This is a genomic window from Exiguobacterium sp. s166 (assembly GCF_018618855.1).
GTDB lineage: Bacteria > Bacillota > Bacilli > Exiguobacteriales > Exiguobacteriaceae > Exiguobacterium_A.
Window position 1 is genome coordinate 195,685 of sequence record NZ_JACSMU010000002.1, and the last position, 17,136, is coordinate 212,820.

The window sequence follows — 17,136 nt, forward strand, 5'->3', positions numbered from 1 at the left end:
TCGTCCCATCATTTCGCTTTAAAATTATAAAGCGGCTTGATGACTTTTAATAACTCGACCGTGTCCTCTGTGTTTCGGATGATTTCTTCCATCGGTTTGTAGACAAACGGTGACTCATCGCGCGTCGATTCGACGACCGAACTCGACCAGACCTCCTGCATCGTCTCCTCAAATTCCTTCAAGTCCACTGATTTGAAGGCTTTTGAGCGGGACATGATACGTCCTGCTCCGTGTGGCGCCGAATAGTTCCAGTCCGGATTGCCTTTTCCTTTGACAATCAGTGAACCGTCGCGCATGTTCATCGGAATGATGGCGACTTCACCGGCTTGCGCTGAAATCGCACCTTTCCGGAGAATCATCTGCTCGAGATCGATGTAGTTATGGATCGTATCGAACTGTTCCGTGACCGACCAGCCCATCGCTTCAACAATGACGTCGGTCATCGCTTGACGGTTCAGTGCCGCGTAGCGTTGGGCGATTTTTAAGTCATGCAGGTAGTTGTCCATATCGGAACCGGACACGTACGCCAAATCTTTATTTGTTTCATTGAACTGACTCTTCAACTCGACCAAAGTCGATTGGATGTCTTGTTCACGTCCCTGTTCTTTCAGCGATGCGACGATTGTTTCTGTATCGACAGTGAATTGTGAGCTTTCCGCCAGCTTTTGATAATGCTCGGCAATCGTTTTCCCGAGGTTCCGGCTGCCGGAATGAATGACGAGATACAGATTGTTTTCCTCGTCCGTATTCAGCTCGATAAAGTGATTTCCTCCGCCTAACGTGCCGATCGATAACCGGGCGCGTGTTTCGTTAAACGGTGCCAATACTTGATCAAATGGAATCTGTTCCGACAAGCGGTGCGGCTGATTACGGACCGACATGCCACTCGGCACCAGTTCCTGAATCGTCGCATCCAGTTTGTCATAGTCGATGCCGGCTGTGTCGTTTCGTGTAATCTGTGTACATAACATCCCGCAACCGATATCCACACCGACGAGATTCGGGACAACTTTATCGTGAATCCGCATCGTTGTTCCAATGACCGACCCCTTGCCGGCGTGACAATCGGGCATAATCCGGACATTCCCGTCGACGGCAATATTTTCATTCAGCATGCCTGTCACCTGCTCAATCGTCATGTCATCGACGTTGTGGGTAAAAATCTTCGCTTCACCGTATTTTCCGCGAATCGTCTTCATATCGTCATCCCCCTATGTATTCCTTTTTAATTATCCTACAAAATTCCTTTTTTAACAATTTATTCTCGTTCGTGAACAATCTTCAGGAACTGTTGCATCAGTGCCGACTGACCATCTTCCGTCAACCAGACAATAGCCGTCGTACTCGTCGCGTCCGGTAACCGTTCTTGAACCAGTCCTGTCATATCAAGCTCGCGAAGTGTACTTTCCGGCAACAGCGTCACCGCCTGCCCGCAACGAACAAGTCCAATCAAGGTCAAGACGTCGGAACAGGTTTCCTGCGAGACGACTCCGAACTGCTGGCTGAGCGTCTGAAAGACACCAAGTCCTTCCTGACTCGGAATGATGATGTCGGCGTCCGCAAATTCCGGATGACGAACTTGATAAAACGGTTCTTCCTCCATCCATTCGATCGTGACGCCTTGTGCATCGATCGGCAGTCGGACAAGTGCCACGTCAATCGCATGATCCTTCAGACGGTCAATTAATACACCCGACTCTCCCTGATGAATTTGAAGCGTAATCCGGGGATGCCGTCGTTTCATCTCTTGAACCCAGCCAGTCAGTCGACCGGCAGACAACGTATTGACACCAATCCGTAAAATCCCGGCTCGTCCTTCCTTAATGTCACTGACTTCAATCCGGGTTTCCGCTTCGTAACGCAACAAGGAGACGGCCCGTTCATACAGCCGCTCGCCGCTTGCCGTGATCCGGATGCCGCGCCCTGCCCGTTCGATCAACCGCACCCCAAGCAACTCTTCCATTTTCCGAATCTGTTGCGTCAAAGCGGGTTGGGCCATCCGCAAACGTTCTGCCGCCCGCGTGACCGATTGTTCTTCGACAACTGCACAAAAATACCGATATTGGCGTAAATCCATCTTCATCATCTCTTTCATATGTTTTCAGTCATAAATATGTATGAATCATAACATCAATCATATGATATGATGCTGAAATCAGCGATTTTCAAAGGAGACGATTTTTGTGAAACGTACGACGTCCACGGTCCAGTGGATCATTTTTTTATTAGCCAACACGATTGCCTTGCCAATCGTCGTCGCGAGCCTGTTTGACCTCTCAAGCGTCGAGACGGCCGCACTTGTTCAACGATCCTTCTTTGTTGGAGGAATCGCCTGTTTCCTTCACGGAACGTTTGGTCACCGGTTACCGATCGTATCCGGTCCGGCCGGTTCATGGGTCAGTATCTTTGTTGTCATCGCCGCGTTGCCGGTCGATTCAAAGACCGCCTTCACGATTGCGATGGCCGCGGTCGTCATTGCCGGCGTTGTCTTGATTTTCCTCGGGTTGACGGGATGGACCCGCTTTTTATTACCGGTCTTTACGCCGCTCGTCAGCGGAACGTTTTTGCTTTTATTATGTATTCAACTGACCGGCGTCATGCTCGGTGCCGTTCTCGCCGTTGAAGCAACACGCTTCGCCGGAATGCTGACGTTCCTGCTTGTGCTCGGACTCAGCCAGTTTGGTCCGACACGTCTCCGGCCATTCGCCTTGATGATCGGAATTGTCGTCGGCTGGTTGGTCAGCCGTCCGTCGTTGCCGGCAGCGTCCGGTATCTTCGCCGTTCCGACGGCTTTACCGTTCGGGATGCCGCAATTTGACGGCAGTGCTTTTTTGGTTGCGATTCCATTTGCGATTCTTTTAATCGTCAACCTGATTGCTGCGCTCAGCGCCGTCGAAGCGACGATTCAGAAAAAAGGGGCCTTGAATCAGGGGCTGACGGTGGAAGGGATCATTCACTTGATTGCGGCGACGTTCTCGACGCTCGTCCCGGTTCCATTGCCGATTACGAGTGGTTTCATCGCTCAGACGGGAAGTAAGGAACGCCGACCGTTTTTGATTGCCTCCCTTGTCATTGCCCTGATCGGCTTTTTCCCGAGTATCATCGGGATTATCGCGACGTTGCCGCGCAGTGTGGCCAGCGCCGCTCTGCTTGCGACGTTACCGCACATGTTCCTGATTGCCTGGCAGTCCGCTGAAAGCAGCATGACGACGAGCCGCCGGAAACATGCTTTTGCGATTTGTGCCGTCATCGGAATCAGTATTTTGTTACAATCAACGGTCCTGGCGGAAATCCTGCCGTTGACGTTACGTCCGTTCTTCAGTAACGGCTTATTGATCGGCACGATGCTTGTGCTCGGTTTTGAAGTCATCGAACGTTTCCGTTCACGACGTGATGCTAAATCGGAACGGCTTGCCAGTTGATCTGTATCTCAAAGTAAAATCCCCACTTTCTCGCAAAATGCGACAAAGTGGGGATTTTTTCTTCCTGATCATTTCAGAACACGGTAATTTATTTTTTCAGACACGATCTATCTCTTTTAGCACCGGCTTTTTCACGTGACTCCTACGGGAAAGAGCGCTTGCTTTTTGCGCTGTCAGAGACAAACCAGCCTGAGGAAAGCACGGGAAAATAAGACGAGTTTCACTTAACTTAACTTCACCGTACCTCACGCCACCATCTGCGGGTCTCACTTGCAGCGGTGACACTTTCGCCGATCATCGGTGTTACGACCGGCACGTCGTGTTTTTTCGCTTCCTTCAACACCCGTTCGACCGGTTCGAACCACGGGTGGAACGCCAGCGTAAAGGCCGACCAGTGAACAGGAATCATCACGTCTCCCTTAACGTCGAGATGCGCAGCAAGTGTCTGCTCCGGCAACATATGTGAGTTCGACCAACGGGTATCGTATTGCCCGCATTCCATGATCGTTAAGTCAAACGGACCATATTGTTCTCCGATTGCCTTGAAATGGGGCCCGTAACCGCTGTCTCCGCTGAAAAAGACTTTCTTCGACCCTTCAAGCACCCATGATGCCCAAAGTGTCGAAAATTGATCGAGACCGTTTCGTCCCGAATAGTGCCGGGCCGGTGTTGCCGTTAAGCGAAGACCGTTCATCTCAATGGATTCATGCCAATCGAGTTCGGTAATCCGGTCCGGATCCACACCCCATCCTTTTAAACGGCTTGCGACACCAAGCGGGACGATAAATTGCCCGACCCGGTCTTTTAACGCCAGGACCGAATGATAGTCCAAGTGGTCATAATGGTCATGCGAATAGATGACGAGATCGATCGGCGGTAAGGCATCGAGATCGACCGGAGCCGTCGTCTGGAACCGTCCGCCTCCGAATTTCGGGAACGGTGACGGGGCGCGACCGAGCATCGGATCAAAGAAAATCGTCTGCTGATCGAGCTCCAGTAAAAAGGCCGAGTGACCAAACCACGTCACGCGCGGTTCGGTTCCGTCCGTCCGGCGTTCAAACGGAACGACCGGCAACGGTTTGACCGGTTTTAACAACGGCAATTCCCGTCCGTAATCTTTTAAAATACTTTTCATCGTCTCCCATTCCATTTTTAATTGGAACGGCAGTTCATTTTGAAATTTTCCGTTCGAAAACTGAGTCGAACGGGCATAACGCTGTTGATCTGTTTTCGATGGTCGGCGGCCGAACAACGGATAACGGGTCATGAAGACCGCTCCGAGAACGCCGAGACCGGCTAGTGCTGCTACTGTTTTTTTCATTTTTCTTCACCTCTTTGATACGTTCAGTATAGCACCGGTGATTTTCAAAACGGTAATGAACAAACTTCACTTTCACAAAAAAGGACGCAAAGCTGAAAAACTCAGCTTCACGTCCAGTTCGATTAATCTACATCGTCAGCCTTCCATTTTGAACGGTCACTCTTGTCATGATCATCTGTACGATCTGATTCATAATCATTGATGCCCGGATTTGCGACTTTCCCGCCGTGACGGTCGTTCTCATCGTTAGAATGATCATGTAAATGGTCGTGATCATGGTCGTGATTGTGATCATGTGTATGGTCATGTTCATCGTGCCGGTCTTTTGCGAACAATGCGATTCCTCCCCGCTCGACTTCTTGGTAATGGCGTTCCGCTTCATCATCGGAATGACCGACCCGCTTTAGTGTTTCCCGAAGCGGCGGCTCATGGCTGAACTTCGATTTGACTTGATCGATCCAGGACGCACCAGATGTCTCATCTGTTGCATCGTCCCGTCCCACTACTGAAAAATCAGAATCCTTATGTCCTTGCTGTTTTAGTGCTTGCATTTTTTGATGTAAACTCGATTCATCATGAAAAATACCAACAAATTTTTTCGCCATCGTCAACACCATTCCTCTCACAGAGATATGAATTCACAGACCTCCATTTTTACCCTTCTTTTTGCATCTCCAAACGAAAAAAACGTATCTTCCAGTGAACCGGAAGATACGTTTTAACAGATTAGTCTTTGAGTAATTGTGGTGAGTCGACGAGTGTGATGACACCGTCGTTTTTCTGAACGAATCGTTCGTAGACGAAATCGTTGGCAAACAAGAGAACCGGGTTTTCCCAACGGTCATAGACAAGCACCGTCCGCGAATCCGTCAACTTCTTGACTTCACTGATTTCCGTTACCTTGACCCATTTCGCAACTTGGAAGTTTGCCGCATCTTTTAAGATGTCTACGCCGTATTCCCCTTTGAGACGGTGTTCGAAGACTTCGAATTGAAGTTGTCCGATCGCGCCGAGGATGATTTCGTTGTATTCCGTCTTATAGACTTGAATGGCTCCTTCTTGTGCGAGCTGTTCGACACCTTTTTGGAACTGTTTGGACTTTAGTGCGTTTTTCGTAAAGACTTTCAGGAACAGTTCCGGTGCGAACGTCGGCAAGGCCTCGTACTGCAGGCTCGGATCACCGTTCGTAATCGTATCACCGATTTGATAGTTACCGGAATCGTACAATCCGATGACATCGCCGGCAAACGCTTCGTTGACCGTTTCCCGCTCATCCGCCATAAACTGTGTCGATTGCGACAGCTTCATCTTTTTGCCGGTCCGCGTCAGGACGACTTCCATCCCGCGGTCGAATTTTCCGGTACAAATCCGGACGAAGGCGATCCGGTCACGGTGGTTCGGGTTCATGTTCGCTTGGATCTTGAAGACGAAACCACTGAAGAACTCTTGTGCCGGCTCGATTTGTCCTTTGTTCGACTCACGTGGTGTCGGTGACGGGGACAAGTTGAGGTAATGCTCAAGCAATGGTGTGATTCCGAAGTCGACTAAGGCAGAACCGAAGAATACCGGTGTCAATTCACCTTTTGCAATCAGTTCTTCATTGTACTCATTTCCCGCTCCGTCGAGTAAATCGACTTCATCCACTAACGTATCGTACATTTCATTGTTGATCGTCGATGCCAACTGATCGTTTGCCAGTCCTTCTTCACCGAGATCAATCGTCAGACGGTCGTTCTTGAAGCAGTGGAACTTCTCGTTGACACGGTCATAGACACCCTCGAACTGTTGTCCGGATCCCGCAGGCCATGTGACGGCAACCGATGGAATGCCGAGGACTTCTTCGAGTTCTTCCATTAATTCAAGCGGATCACGTGCTTGACGGTCCATCTTGTTGATAAACGTAAAGATCGGAATTCCGCGCATCCGGCAGACTTGGAACAGTTTTTTCGTTTGAGACTCAATCCCTTTCGCGGCATCGATGACCATGATCGCCGAGTCGACGGCTGTCAGGATCCGGTACGTATCTTCCCCGAAATCGGAGTGACCCGGTGTATCCATGATCGAGACGATTTTTTTATCGTATTCGAACTGCATGACCGAGGACGTAACGGAGATTCCCCGTTGTTTTTCGATCTCCATCCAGTCGGATTTCGCAAATTTCGAGTTTTTCCGTGCCTTGACGGATCCGGCTTCGCGGATGGCTCCACCGTGGAGCAAGAATTTTTCAGTTAATGTCGTTTTCCCGGCATCCGGGTGGGAGATGATGCCGAAGATCCGGCGTTTCTCGACTTCGGTTTGAAGTAGTTTTGTCATGTATATTAATTCCTTTCACCTATATATTCAACCTCGATACAGATACTTTTTCGCAACTAGTCTATCATACCGAATTTTCGCAGTCTCGTCCATTTCACTTTGTTGACTTAATTTTCAGATTTCATATTGACAATCCTGCCTCATGTTCTATACGATGACGAGGAAGTTACTATTACAAAAAGGAGGAGACGTACAATGTCACAATCATTTAATCAGCAACCATCGATTCACGTATTGGCTACAACTGTACGTCACCCAATCGTTTAATTTCTAATTAAGCAGGGTGTACGTATGCGTATACGTACATGCTGCCCTCTTATATCAGGACGGGTATGCCCATATTTGTGCGTATCCGTCTTTTTCATGGTCTAAAAACGGAAATATAAGGGGTTTTGTTTATGTTTACTGCACTAAAACAGCTTGACCGTAACATTTGGATCCGGTTCGTCGGGGAAACGATTACCGGAGTCATGATGTTCATGATTGCACCATTTCTTGTTCTTTATTATTCGGAACAGCTCGATTCGTATTTTTTAGTCGGTCTCATCATGGCGACCGGCCCAATCACGTCCCTGTTCGGTTCGTTCCTTGGCGGCTATCTCGCCGACCTGTACGGACGTAAACCGCTGATGGTCATTTCGATCGTCGGCGATGTCATCGCGTTGATCGGCTTCTCGTTCGCTGATTCATTTTGGCCTTTACTACTGATGAACGCCTTGCTCGGTCTGACGAACTCCTTGTTCCACCCGGCAGCGAGCGCGATGGTCGCCGATGTCACGCCGCCGGAGCGGCTCAACGAATCATTCGGACTACTCCGGATGGGACATAATGTCGGGGCTGCGTTTGGTCCGTTGATCGGAAGTGCTGTTCTGTTCGTCGACCGGTCGCTGATCTTTTATGCCGCTGCCGCCGTCTTTTTCCTGTATGCACTCGTCTTGTTGATCTTCATCCAGGAAACAAAGCCGGATCAGATCGAACACACGCAGGATGAGCCGAAACTCTCAGCCTTCACTGTCCTGCGCAAAGATCATGTTTTCGTGATTTTCATCGCCGCCGGTGTCTTCATCTCGATGGGCTTCGCTCTCGTCGAAAGCATGTTGCCGGTTTTCCTGAAGGAAGCGTTACCGGGACTGCCGAACGATAAAAATCCGTTCCCGTACCTGATGGGACTGAACGGCATCATGGTCGTCCTGTTCCAGTTCCCGGTCGCTGCCCGCCTGTCCGGTAAAGCATTCGGTAAAGTCATGCTACTCGGGGCGAGCATCTTCGGACTCGGGATGATTTTACTCGCGTTCATTCCGTCTTATCTGTTTTCACTCGGAACCGGCTATATCGTGCTCGTCACGATTTTACTGTTCATCTACGCCCTCTATACACTCGGTGAGATGATCATGTCACCGGTCCAGATGACATTCATCGCATTGATTGCACCGGAACATTTGCGCGGAACGTATAACGGTGCCGCCAGTATCCAGTGGCTAATCGGTGGTGTGACGGCGCCGCTCCTCGGATCCCTGTTCCTTGACTCCGGAAACGGACAATATGCACTTGCCGGTGTCGGACTCGCCTGTTGTCTGTCCGGACTTGTTTATCTCGCGCTTGATCGCTCGATCCAACGCGCGAAACGGTTGTCTCAATCCGCATAAATTAAAGTAGATTTTTTTACTCATTTAATATAGAAACCCCAAACCAGACACTCGTCAAAAGTATCCGGTTTGGGGTTTTCGTATGTATATGATTTGATAAGGAATTTCGTCCTATATGATATTCGAGGAGGAGAAAGGGTATTGATGATTAAATAGTAGTATTTATTTTACAAGTTTTCCGTGGAGATATTTACTCTCCACAGCAGGAATTGAACTCCTTTACAGAATTTAAGGCCAGAAAGCCCACTGCTTCCGTGGTGGGAGTGGGAGTGTCAGGATCGGGACATTAACGTAGGAATCGCGATGCTTCAGTTCCGGGTTAAGGGAGAGACGATGCATATGATTCCCCATAAAAGAGCGCTATCCGTTCGCCAGTGCATCTTCGATTACTATCAACGAGTCGGGATTCGCTGTCAGGTTACGATTTTTACGGAGCAGCCGCTCCAGCTGTTATTAGACTTCGATTCCAATCGGGACGAATTGATTACACCACAACGACGAAGCCATTCTTGTCGCCATATCCGGGCTCATCTTGTCTCTGCCTTGATCACGTTTGATGACTCCTATACGCATGTTTATATGACAAAAGCCCCGTTCACTTCCCTGACACGTTATTGCCTCCTGATCGTTTGACAAAATATGTGGTCTGTTCCTATCTGAGAAAAAATTGATTATACATTCAAAGCATTCCGGAACCCGAAACAGCTCATGTAGGAAATGGCTTCTGCTTCGAATGTTCCAAAAGACAGACTTGATTTTCTAACACCATCAAGATGGCAACACACCGTCCGCAACAAATGGACCAAATATAACGGGCAGAGGTTCTAACGTTCGTTGTACTTCGGCAATGAATCGACTCGAGCCGCTCACGAAAACGATTGGATCGTCTATTGAAATGAGTTCCAGGAAACTTTCAATTTCTTCGTCCCATCCCTCATTCTGAATGCTATGAAAAATTAAGCCCTGTTTTGTGAGTGAATTAAGATCTGACAACATCTTCTTTGAAGACGGTTTTGTTGTCCGGACATGTAAAATCGTCGTTGTCCGTCCACTCATCAGCGCATATTGCGCCTCATCGATGATAGCACCCAGATGATGCCCTTCCGCGACGAGCAGGACACTAAGACGAGACCAGTCACCTTGTTGCTTATATTTGCAAAAATGGCGACACGTCTCGACTAATTGATGATGGACAATCCGCCAGGCTTCAAGCACCGGGTCCGTCGATGACAATCCAAGCTCCACTCTGACCGCCTCGACAATCTCGGTACTGACGATATCCGGATAGGTCAGGATAAAAGATTTGGTTTGCCTGATTTCATTTAATAAGACCATTTTAAACAGTTCACTGGATTCATGTTGATGCGTGACATGTTTTAAAAGTTGAGCCAATCGGAGGATCCGGAGCTCAAAACTTTGCGATGGAAGCTCGAGACTTCCTATTTCCTGCAGTTCTGCGCTATACTTATTTTCCAACTGTTTATAAAAACGGCTGGCAATTCGTAAGCCGTTTTGATCCACTTGTGGTCCGATCGATTGTAATAAATGTAATGCCTGATCAAAATGCATGACATGACCTACCTTTCCTCGTATATTATGCCCGACCTTTTCTTTAAATTCAATCTCTAAAATGCATCTTTAGATATGCACATTCAAACTTGTACTTCCTATTAAACTTCTCTAAGATGTGTAGGTAAGTAGGTGAGGAAAATGCGCATGACACGTTATACGGATTATGCAATCAGATCCCTGTTATTTGCCGGGGCAAACTCTGATCGATTGGTCCGAATTCAGGAAGTAGCGGACTGTTACGACATTTCAAAAAATCATCTGATGAAAGTCGTCTATCGGTTAGGACAAAATGGATTGATTCATTCTGTTCGAGGTCGAGGTGGCGGATTCCGTTTGGCAAGCCCGCCGGATGAAATTTATATCGGTGACGTAGTGCAATTGTTTGAACCAACAACTCACTTTTTAGATCCACTCGAGGGGATGTCCGAGCTCCCTTCTTTAGACCCTGCACGCGACGCTTTTGATGACGCGATTGCTGCGTTTCATCAAGTCTTGAACAGTTACACGATAAATGATTTACTTCATCCAACGAGTTCCACACATCGACAAATCCTTGAAATGATTCCGAGCCGCGACTAATCGTGGGCGGAATCATTTTTTTGTCGACAGACATCCGTGACGTCATCTGAATCCGTGCGTGGTATACTCATATAAGAAAGGAGGGGTACAGATGAACCCTCACGAAGAACTCAACACTTTATATCTCCGTTTAAAAGAGGCAGATCCGTCACTCGAACGTGGTGAATCACTTTGGACCATTTTTGAAGACACGACTGATGCGACACTCCGTCCCCTTGCCTTATGGACGTTTTCTCAAAACCAATTCGATTTGGGTCACTTCCGCTCTTTTTTAGTTTCCTTTTCCCTTTTGATGGATTGGGTCCGAAAAGACGAATTGACATTAACCCCTAAACAGGAACTTGACCTGTACTGGAATTATAAATCCTATTTAATTTATGCAGCCGAACAGGAGGATATGCCTGTTGCCTTGTTAGAAGAAGACTTTGACCGGTTCGTTGATTTTTGTGACACTCACGGCTTTGCCCGGACACGGGATTATATCGGCTTTATGATTTACAGCAAACTCGGTGACGAAGAACAGGCGGACCACTATCTTTCCGAATGGATTGACGCTCCGTCCGATGAATTAAGTGACTGCCCGTCTTGCGAAGGTTTCAGCCGGATGACGTATGCGATTGAACGCGGTTACGAAGACCGGGCCTTGTTACTGTATGCCGCAATCCGCCATGAGCGTGGCTGTTCGCGTATGCCCGATCAAGCCCATCCGTTTATCCTTCCGTTATTCATCAGTCGGAAGAAAGACCGGTTTGATTGGACGGAACGATTGATCCAAGAAGTCAAACGGGTTAAACCGCTCTTTACGGGCGGCGATGAACCGTACCACCTCTATGCCGCAATGTATTACGACGACAAGTACGTCTGGTCGATGGAAGAGAAAAAACAGTTGATTCCATTATTGACGGACCGTGGTTACCTGCAATTCCTGCTCGCCCACTATGCAGCGTCCTACCGTGCTGCGCGTCATGCCGAAGTTGCCTATCTCGGAGTACTGCGCTCCAATATTTACGAAGTCGCCCAGGAACTGGATCGACGGATTGACGGACATTTTTATTTGAATTTCGTCGAACGGGAACTCAAACGGGTCACAGAATTCATCGTTTAATTTTCTTGAGAGGACGTGTCAGAATGTTAGATCATGTACAGTTAGCTGCCCCAAGAAACTCGGAAGAACAGGCTCGGGCTTTTTATGCCGGGCTTTTACATATGAAGGAAGTTGACAAACCGTCCGGTGTCAAAGCAAGCGGTGGTGTCTGGTTTGAATCGCACGCTGCCTTGCTTCACCTCGGTATCGAAGAGCCGTTTCATCCTGCTACAAAAGCGCATCCGGGTCTGACCTTTTCGCATCTGGATGACTTGGCAAACCGGTTACAGACTGACGGATACCCTGTTCAGTTTGATGACCGCCTGGCACCACGCCGACGTTTGTTTACAAATGACCCGTTCGGTAACCGGATTGAATGCATTGAACAGCAAATTCCCGTTATCGTCCCGAAACGGCTGACGAACGGTTCCCACGTTCGTTTGCTCGCACCGGCCTCAAGTCTCGCGACAGTCGAGTCAAATATCCTCGATCAGGCAATTACGGTTTTGGAATCGTTTGGCTTACGGGTTTCGATCAGTCAACATGCCCGGGCCTTGAATCCGTTTGGTTCGAGTGATCCTGCATGCCGCCTGGACGATCTCCACACCGCGTTCGCCGATCCATCGATTGATGCGATTTTATGTGTCCGTGGTGGATTTAGTTCCAATGAATTGCTGGACGGGCTGGACTACGATTTAATCCGGAACAATCCGAAGATTCTCTGCGGTTTTTCCGACATTACGGCGCTTAGTCAGGCACTCCTGACGCAAAGCGGACTCGTTACCTATTCCGGACCGATGTTACGCGCACTCGCCTCCCGCGATGCCTATACGTTACAGTCGTTCGTGAAGTTTTTATTCGAAAGCGGAACGACGCTGATTGAGCCGAGTGTCAATTGGCATGATCAGCACGAAGGAAAAAATGTAACGCTTTCGAATCCGGGACCTGTCGTCCTGTCGTCCGGTTCTGCGACAGGACGTCTGCTTGGCGGAAACCTCTGTACGTTAAATCTGTTACAAGGTACATCGTACTTCCCGGACTTACGTGACAGTATCCTGTTCCTTGAAGATGATTACGAAGTCCATCCGGCGACATTTGCCCGTGATTTTACTTCTTTGATGGCACAGCCCGGGGCAGATCAAATTCGAGGAATCGTCTTTGGTCGTTTTCAGCTCGCAACTCAGATGACAGATGAACACCTGCGTTATCTGGTCAGCCTGTACCCTGCTCTCTCATCGATTCCGGTCATCTCCGGAGCAGACTTCGGTCATACGATGCCGCTCTTCACCTTCCCGATCGGCGGGAAGGTCTCGATGGAAGACGACATGATTTCGATTCAACATTAAAAAAGGGAGGAGTCGCGGCGATCCGCGTCTCCTCCTTCTTTAATAGTCGAGCAATCTCGAAGCATCAATTTGACGCTTCGATCCATCGGCAAACATCTCGAGTGTCGCGAGGATTTTATGGTCCGTCAAGTCGTATCGTACCAATGTAAAGTCCTCGAGCGTCGAAATCGTCTTAAACGTTTTTCCGACCGTGAACGCCCGCTTCCGGCTCGTATCCTGAACCGGAATCGTCACGAATACGACCGTGATGTCCGTTCCGTTCGTATCGTAATAAAATTCGACGACACGACCGTCCGCTGTCTCCGGCAACAGACCTTTTTGAGGTCGTCCGGACTCATCCAATTGTACATAAGGTTGTAACATCGTTCCGCCTCACTTTCTCCGTCATTTATCATAGCATGACAAAAAAAATTATGCTAATGTATAAGTGATGTTGAAAGGGGGATGAGTCACGGATGGCATGGTTCATGAATGGAATTTTGCTCTGGGGCTTTATCATGATCACATTGATGGCGATTGGCGGTTTCTTCATGTTTCGGAAGTTCCTAAAGAAACTTCCGAAAGAAGACGGCAAATCGATGATGGACTGGGAAGATGAATACATCGATCAGACCCGCCATTTATGGACGGATGAAACACTTGATTTATTAAATGCACTGGTTATGCCTGTTCCGGCTGCTTTTCGGGATGTGGCACGCCGAAAGATCGCGGGACGGATCGGTCAGTTCGCACTGGAAGAACGCGCATCTGTAATGACGTCCGAACTGGTCGTCAAAGGCTATATTTCTGCGACACCGAAACGGGATCATAAATTCTTGAAAAAAGCCTTACGCGAACACGCCATCGATTGGCGGGATTACGAACTTTATTTCCAAAACTAAAAGGAAGGACTCTCTCGCGAGAATCCTTCCTTTTAGTTTTGCGGTAAATGTTTGACCGGAACGATTCCCGACTTAACCTGCTTATACTTCAGGTACATCGCAATCCGCCAAGGCACAATCATCCCAAAGGCGACGAGATAAAAAATTCCGCCCGTCTCAAAAATATCAATTTGCCCGCCGATGACAAACTTCGCGACGGTCCGGACAATCAGAATCCCGAACAGGACGATGAAAAAGGCTTTCGACCGTTGCAAATAAATTTGTCCTTCGGCTTCGTAAAAATTAGACGTCTTGATCAAAAAAATACTGAAGATCATCCCGATCAATAACGCTTCTGCCACTTCCGTCCAGGTCAGACGTGATGCCGGATATAAAAACTGCAGCATCCCGGTCGACATGGCGAAGGGCGGGATTAAGATTTTTTTAGCGTTCGTCGGTTTAGCCGAAGCTTTGACACGAATGAAGCTGATCAGTAAACCCATGACGAGCGCAACCCCTGTTGATACCCAAATCATCCCATCACTTCCTTGTTAAAATCCAGTGAATCCTACGATATCACTCATCCATGCAGCAAATGCGCTGAGTCCGTCAAAATACAGGACGATTCCGAACAACATCATCAATGCTCCACCGAATTTTGTCATCTTTAAACTGTATTGAACGAATAATCTCGAACGACCGACGAAAAAGGCCATCAATAAAAATGGAATCGAGAATCCGAGCACATAAAACAGCATATACAACATGCCTTGACTCGGGTTCGTCGCTGCCAGTCCGATGACACCTGCCAAAATCGGACCCGTACATGGTGTCCATCCGGCAGCAAAACCGATTCCGACAAGGATCGTACCGATGTACCCGCCCTTTCGTTCACCTAAATTGAGTTTTTTCTCACGCATCAAGAATGTCGGTTGCCACAATCCAAGCAATACCACACCAAATACGAAAATCACGAGCGCGCCGACCATCCGCAATGTGTCACGGTAGGTAATGAAAACATCCGCTAATAAGGAAGTCGATAGGCCAAGAACAGCAAAGACCATTGCAAATCCAACCAAAAACGCTACTGTATGCAACAGTGACCGTTTTTCTCTGACCCCTTTTTCTTTTAAGTCCGTTACAGAAACACCGGTAATGTATGAGAGGAACACCGGATATAACGGAAGCGTACAAGGTGAGACAAATGACAATAACCCTGCACCAAACGCTAACCAAAGCGAGAGCTCCATTTCAGCAGCTCCTTTCTAATTAAGAAGAAGTTCCTTCTCTATTTTGCCAAACTAATCGACATTTAGCACCTATTATCTTCCGAAAGATTAAAAAGATTCATGACAACTGAAATTACAAAAAAATTACATTTCCTCAAAACAGATGAAATGTCGTTGCACTGCCAGAAACCACTTGCTAGAATATGGATATGACATCAATGTAAGGGAGGATCCTATGACAAGCCAACATCTATTGACTTTAGCAATCGAGGCAAAACGAAGTGAACTGTATCATCAAGCGGATCGGTCTAGTTTCACCTCCCCTCATGTGTTGAAACTGAGTCATGAACTGGATTTATTATTACTGGAATACTCCCGTTTCGTTCAGAAGTACACGTATCCTTCCCGTACGAACGAATCTGTTTTAGGATAAAACATTGTTTTGTTGTCGCAACAACACGACAGTCGTCCATATAGCCTGATGTAAAAGCCGTTGACGTATGGTATTCGTCAGCGGCTTTTTCGTGTTTCTTCTATATAATGCGTTTTTTTGTTTTATGTTTTAAAAAATCTTTAATTCTTTCTTTACTTTCTTCATCCGATTCTTTTTTTGAGTCTTTAGTTAGGTGAATAATTAGAATATTTCCTCTTTACCATGCCTAAAGTCCTACTTCCCCTTTAATTTTCCAAGCATTATGACCTAGACGTGACAAAACATGCATTTTTGCAATCTGTTTGTCATACTAGCCCGGTTTGTAACTTGAATGACTCTGACCTGTAAACGCACAACCCTGAATTGCCGTGTAAAGTAGGAACAGTAAACACAGCATATGTCAGGAGGACATCAATAATGAAAAAAGCAGTTTTCGCTGCAGGTCTTGCAGCAACGGCTCTATCAGTAGGATTCGCCCAAGAGACAGAGGCTGCCTCAGAGACGGTAACAGTAAATACAGCGGTATTAAATGTACGGACAGCACCTACTACGGCATCAGCGGATGTAGGTAACGTATATAAAGGTCAAAAATTAAATGTCGAAGGACGTTCTGGTGCATGGATTCAAACAAACATCAATGGCCAAAAACGTTATGTACACGGTGCTTACACTTCAGCCGGTTCTTCATTCGACTTTAAAAAAGCTACAGTCACTACGGCAGTATTAAACGTTCGTACGCAACCTACTACAAACTCTAAAGACGTTGGCAACTTGTATAAAGGCCAGTCCGTTAACGTAGAAAGCAAAGTCGGTGCTTGGATCAAAACAACAATCGACGGAAAAACTCGTTACGTACACAGCGATTATACAACTTTAGCAGGTTCAACAGCAAAAGCTCCAGCTGTTAAAGCTCCAGCAGCACCTGTTGCTAAAGCAGCTCCAAAAGCAGCAGCTCAACCAGCTGTAGCAACAAAACAAACAACAGCAGCAAAATCAGGTACGAAAGTAACAATGAACGTTACAGCGTACACAACTGATCCATCAAATAACGGTAGCCGCCTTTACAACGGTCGCGCATTGACTGCCAGCGGTTATGATGTTACAAACACGATCACGTACAATGGTATGCGTATCGTTGCAGCATCAGCTCAATACCCAATTGGTACACGCATGCACATCTCTGGTATCGGTGAAGCCATCGTACTTGACCGTGGCGGCGCTATCCAAGGTAACAAACTTGACCTTCTCGTTGGTTCACAACAAGAAGCACTCAACTGGGGACGTCAAAACGTCACTGTTACTGTCTACTAATTTTAAACACAAACAACCTG

The 17,136-nt window shown here is 47.6% G+C and carries 18 protein-coding genes; 9 read left to right on the forward strand and 9 right to left on the reverse strand.

Annotated elements, in window-relative coordinates:
* Positions 1-8: 8 nt before the first annotated feature.
* Both KNP93_RS05440 and KNP93_RS05445 read right to left on the reverse strand, forming a co-directional pair.
* The gene (locus tag KNP93_RS05440) at positions 9-1,199 is read right to left on the reverse strand and encodes an RNA-splicing ligase RtcB (protein ID WP_026828712.1); all 1,191 of its coding nucleotides are present in this window, start codon (positions 1,197-1,199) and stop codon (positions 9-11) included.
* A gap of 59 nt (positions 1,200-1,258) precedes the next feature.
* Positions 1,259-2,077: a LysR family transcriptional regulator gene (locus tag KNP93_RS05445; RefSeq protein WP_131502956.1), complete on the reverse strand. Its 819-nt coding sequence runs from the start codon at positions 2,075-2,077 to the stop codon at positions 1,259-1,261.
* Positions 2,078-2,183: 106 nt separating this feature from the next.
* Here KNP93_RS05445 and KNP93_RS05450 point away from each other — a divergent pair, with 106 nt between their 5' ends.
* Positions 2,184-3,422, forward strand: coding sequence for a purine/pyrimidine permease (locus tag KNP93_RS05450; protein WP_214853823.1), 1,239 nt, complete (start codon positions 2,184-2,186; stop codon positions 3,420-3,422).
* A gap of 235 nt (positions 3,423-3,657) precedes the next feature.
* Here the strand turns inward: KNP93_RS05450 and KNP93_RS05455 are convergent, their stop codons facing one another.
* From KNP93_RS05455 to KNP93_RS05465, 3 genes are all read right to left on the reverse strand, one after another.
* Positions 3,658-4,743 (reverse strand): MBL fold metallo-hydrolase, encoded by a 1,086-nt coding sequence (locus KNP93_RS05455; RefSeq protein WP_214853826.1) that lies wholly within the window; start codon positions 4,741-4,743, stop codon positions 3,658-3,660.
* 122 nt (positions 4,744-4,865) lie between these two features.
* A complete protein-coding gene (locus KNP93_RS05460; RefSeq protein WP_251138674.1) occupies positions 4,866-5,348 on the reverse strand; it encodes a general stress protein in 483 nt (160 codons plus the stop codon).
* 121 nt (positions 5,349-5,469) lie between these two features.
* Positions 5,470-7,056 carry a peptide chain release factor 3 gene (locus KNP93_RS05465; RefSeq protein ID WP_131502960.1) on the reverse strand — a complete coding sequence of 529 codons (1,587 nt, stop codon included), beginning with the start codon at positions 7,054-7,056 and terminating at the stop codon, positions 5,470-5,472.
* Positions 7,057-7,454: 398 nt separating this feature from the next.
* Here KNP93_RS05465 and KNP93_RS05470 point away from each other — a divergent pair, with 398 nt between their 5' ends.
* Together KNP93_RS05470 and KNP93_RS05475 are read left to right on the forward strand one after the other, a co-directional pair.
* Complete coding sequence (locus KNP93_RS05470) at positions 7,455-8,702, forward strand: MDR family MFS transporter (protein WP_131502961.1); 1,248 nt, start codon at positions 7,455-7,457, stop codon at positions 8,700-8,702.
* A gap of 339 nt (positions 8,703-9,041) precedes the next feature.
* The gene (locus KNP93_RS05475) at positions 9,042-9,335 is read left to right on the forward strand and encodes a hypothetical protein (protein WP_214853829.1); all 294 of its coding nucleotides are present in this window, start codon (positions 9,042-9,044) and stop codon (positions 9,333-9,335) included.
* A gap of 135 nt (positions 9,336-9,470) precedes the next feature.
* Here the strand turns inward: KNP93_RS05475 and KNP93_RS05480 are convergent, their stop codons facing one another.
* Positions 9,471-10,271: a hypothetical protein gene (locus KNP93_RS05480; RefSeq protein ID WP_214853832.1), complete on the reverse strand. Its 801-nt coding sequence runs from the start codon at positions 10,269-10,271 to the stop codon at positions 9,471-9,473.
* Between the two features lie 147 nt (positions 10,272-10,418).
* Between KNP93_RS05480 and KNP93_RS05485 the strand changes: the two genes are divergently transcribed.
* The 3 genes from KNP93_RS05485 (at position 10,419) to KNP93_RS05495 (ending at position 13,283) form a co-directional block, all read left to right on the forward strand.
* A complete protein-coding gene (locus KNP93_RS05485) occupies positions 10,419-10,853 on the forward strand; it encodes an RrF2 family transcriptional regulator (protein ID WP_251138675.1) in 435 nt (144 codons plus the stop codon).
* 91 nt (positions 10,854-10,944) lie between these two features.
* Positions 10,945-11,958, forward strand: a complete 1,014-nt coding sequence (locus tag KNP93_RS05490) for a hypothetical protein (RefSeq protein WP_131502965.1) — start codon at positions 10,945-10,947, stop codon at positions 11,956-11,958.
* Between the two features lie 23 nt (positions 11,959-11,981).
* Entirely contained in the window at positions 11,982-13,283 is a 1,302-nt protein-coding gene (locus KNP93_RS05495) for a VOC family protein (protein ID WP_214853835.1), read from the forward strand.
* A gap of 39 nt (positions 13,284-13,322) precedes the next feature.
* Here KNP93_RS05495 and KNP93_RS05500 read toward each other — a convergent pair whose 3' ends face one another.
* Entirely contained in the window at positions 13,323-13,646 is a 324-nt protein-coding gene (locus tag KNP93_RS05500; protein ID WP_114596175.1) for a hypothetical protein, read from the reverse strand.
* A 92-nt stretch (positions 13,647-13,738) separates the two neighbouring features.
* Between KNP93_RS05500 and KNP93_RS05505 the strand changes: the two genes are divergently transcribed.
* Positions 13,739-14,164, forward strand: a complete 426-nt coding sequence (locus tag KNP93_RS05505) for a DUF2621 family protein (protein WP_026828725.1) — start codon at positions 13,739-13,741, stop codon at positions 14,162-14,164.
* A 32-nt stretch (positions 14,165-14,196) separates the two neighbouring features.
* On the opposite strand, the gene KNP93_RS05510 is transcribed toward KNP93_RS05505, so the two are convergent.
* Positions 14,197-14,679, reverse strand: a complete 483-nt coding sequence (locus KNP93_RS05510; RefSeq protein ID WP_114596177.1) for a CcdC family protein — start codon at positions 14,677-14,679, stop codon at positions 14,197-14,199.
* 15 nt (positions 14,680-14,694) lie between these two features.
* Positions 14,695-15,393, reverse strand: coding sequence for a cytochrome c biogenesis CcdA family protein (locus tag KNP93_RS05515; RefSeq protein WP_026828727.1), 699 nt, complete (start codon positions 15,391-15,393; stop codon positions 14,695-14,697).
* A gap of 214 nt (positions 15,394-15,607) precedes the next feature.
* Between KNP93_RS05515 and KNP93_RS05520 the strand changes: the two genes are divergently transcribed.
* Both KNP93_RS05520 and KNP93_RS05525 read left to right on the forward strand, forming a co-directional pair.
* Entirely contained in the window at positions 15,608-15,805 is a 198-nt protein-coding gene (locus tag KNP93_RS05520) for an aspartyl-phosphate phosphatase Spo0E family protein (RefSeq protein WP_131502967.1), read from the forward strand.
* Positions 15,806-16,222: 417 nt separating this feature from the next.
* Positions 16,223-17,116: an SH3 domain-containing protein gene (locus tag KNP93_RS05525; protein WP_188005321.1), complete on the forward strand. Its 894-nt coding sequence runs from the start codon at positions 16,223-16,225 to the stop codon at positions 17,114-17,116.
* Positions 17,117-17,136: the final 20 nt, after the last annotated feature.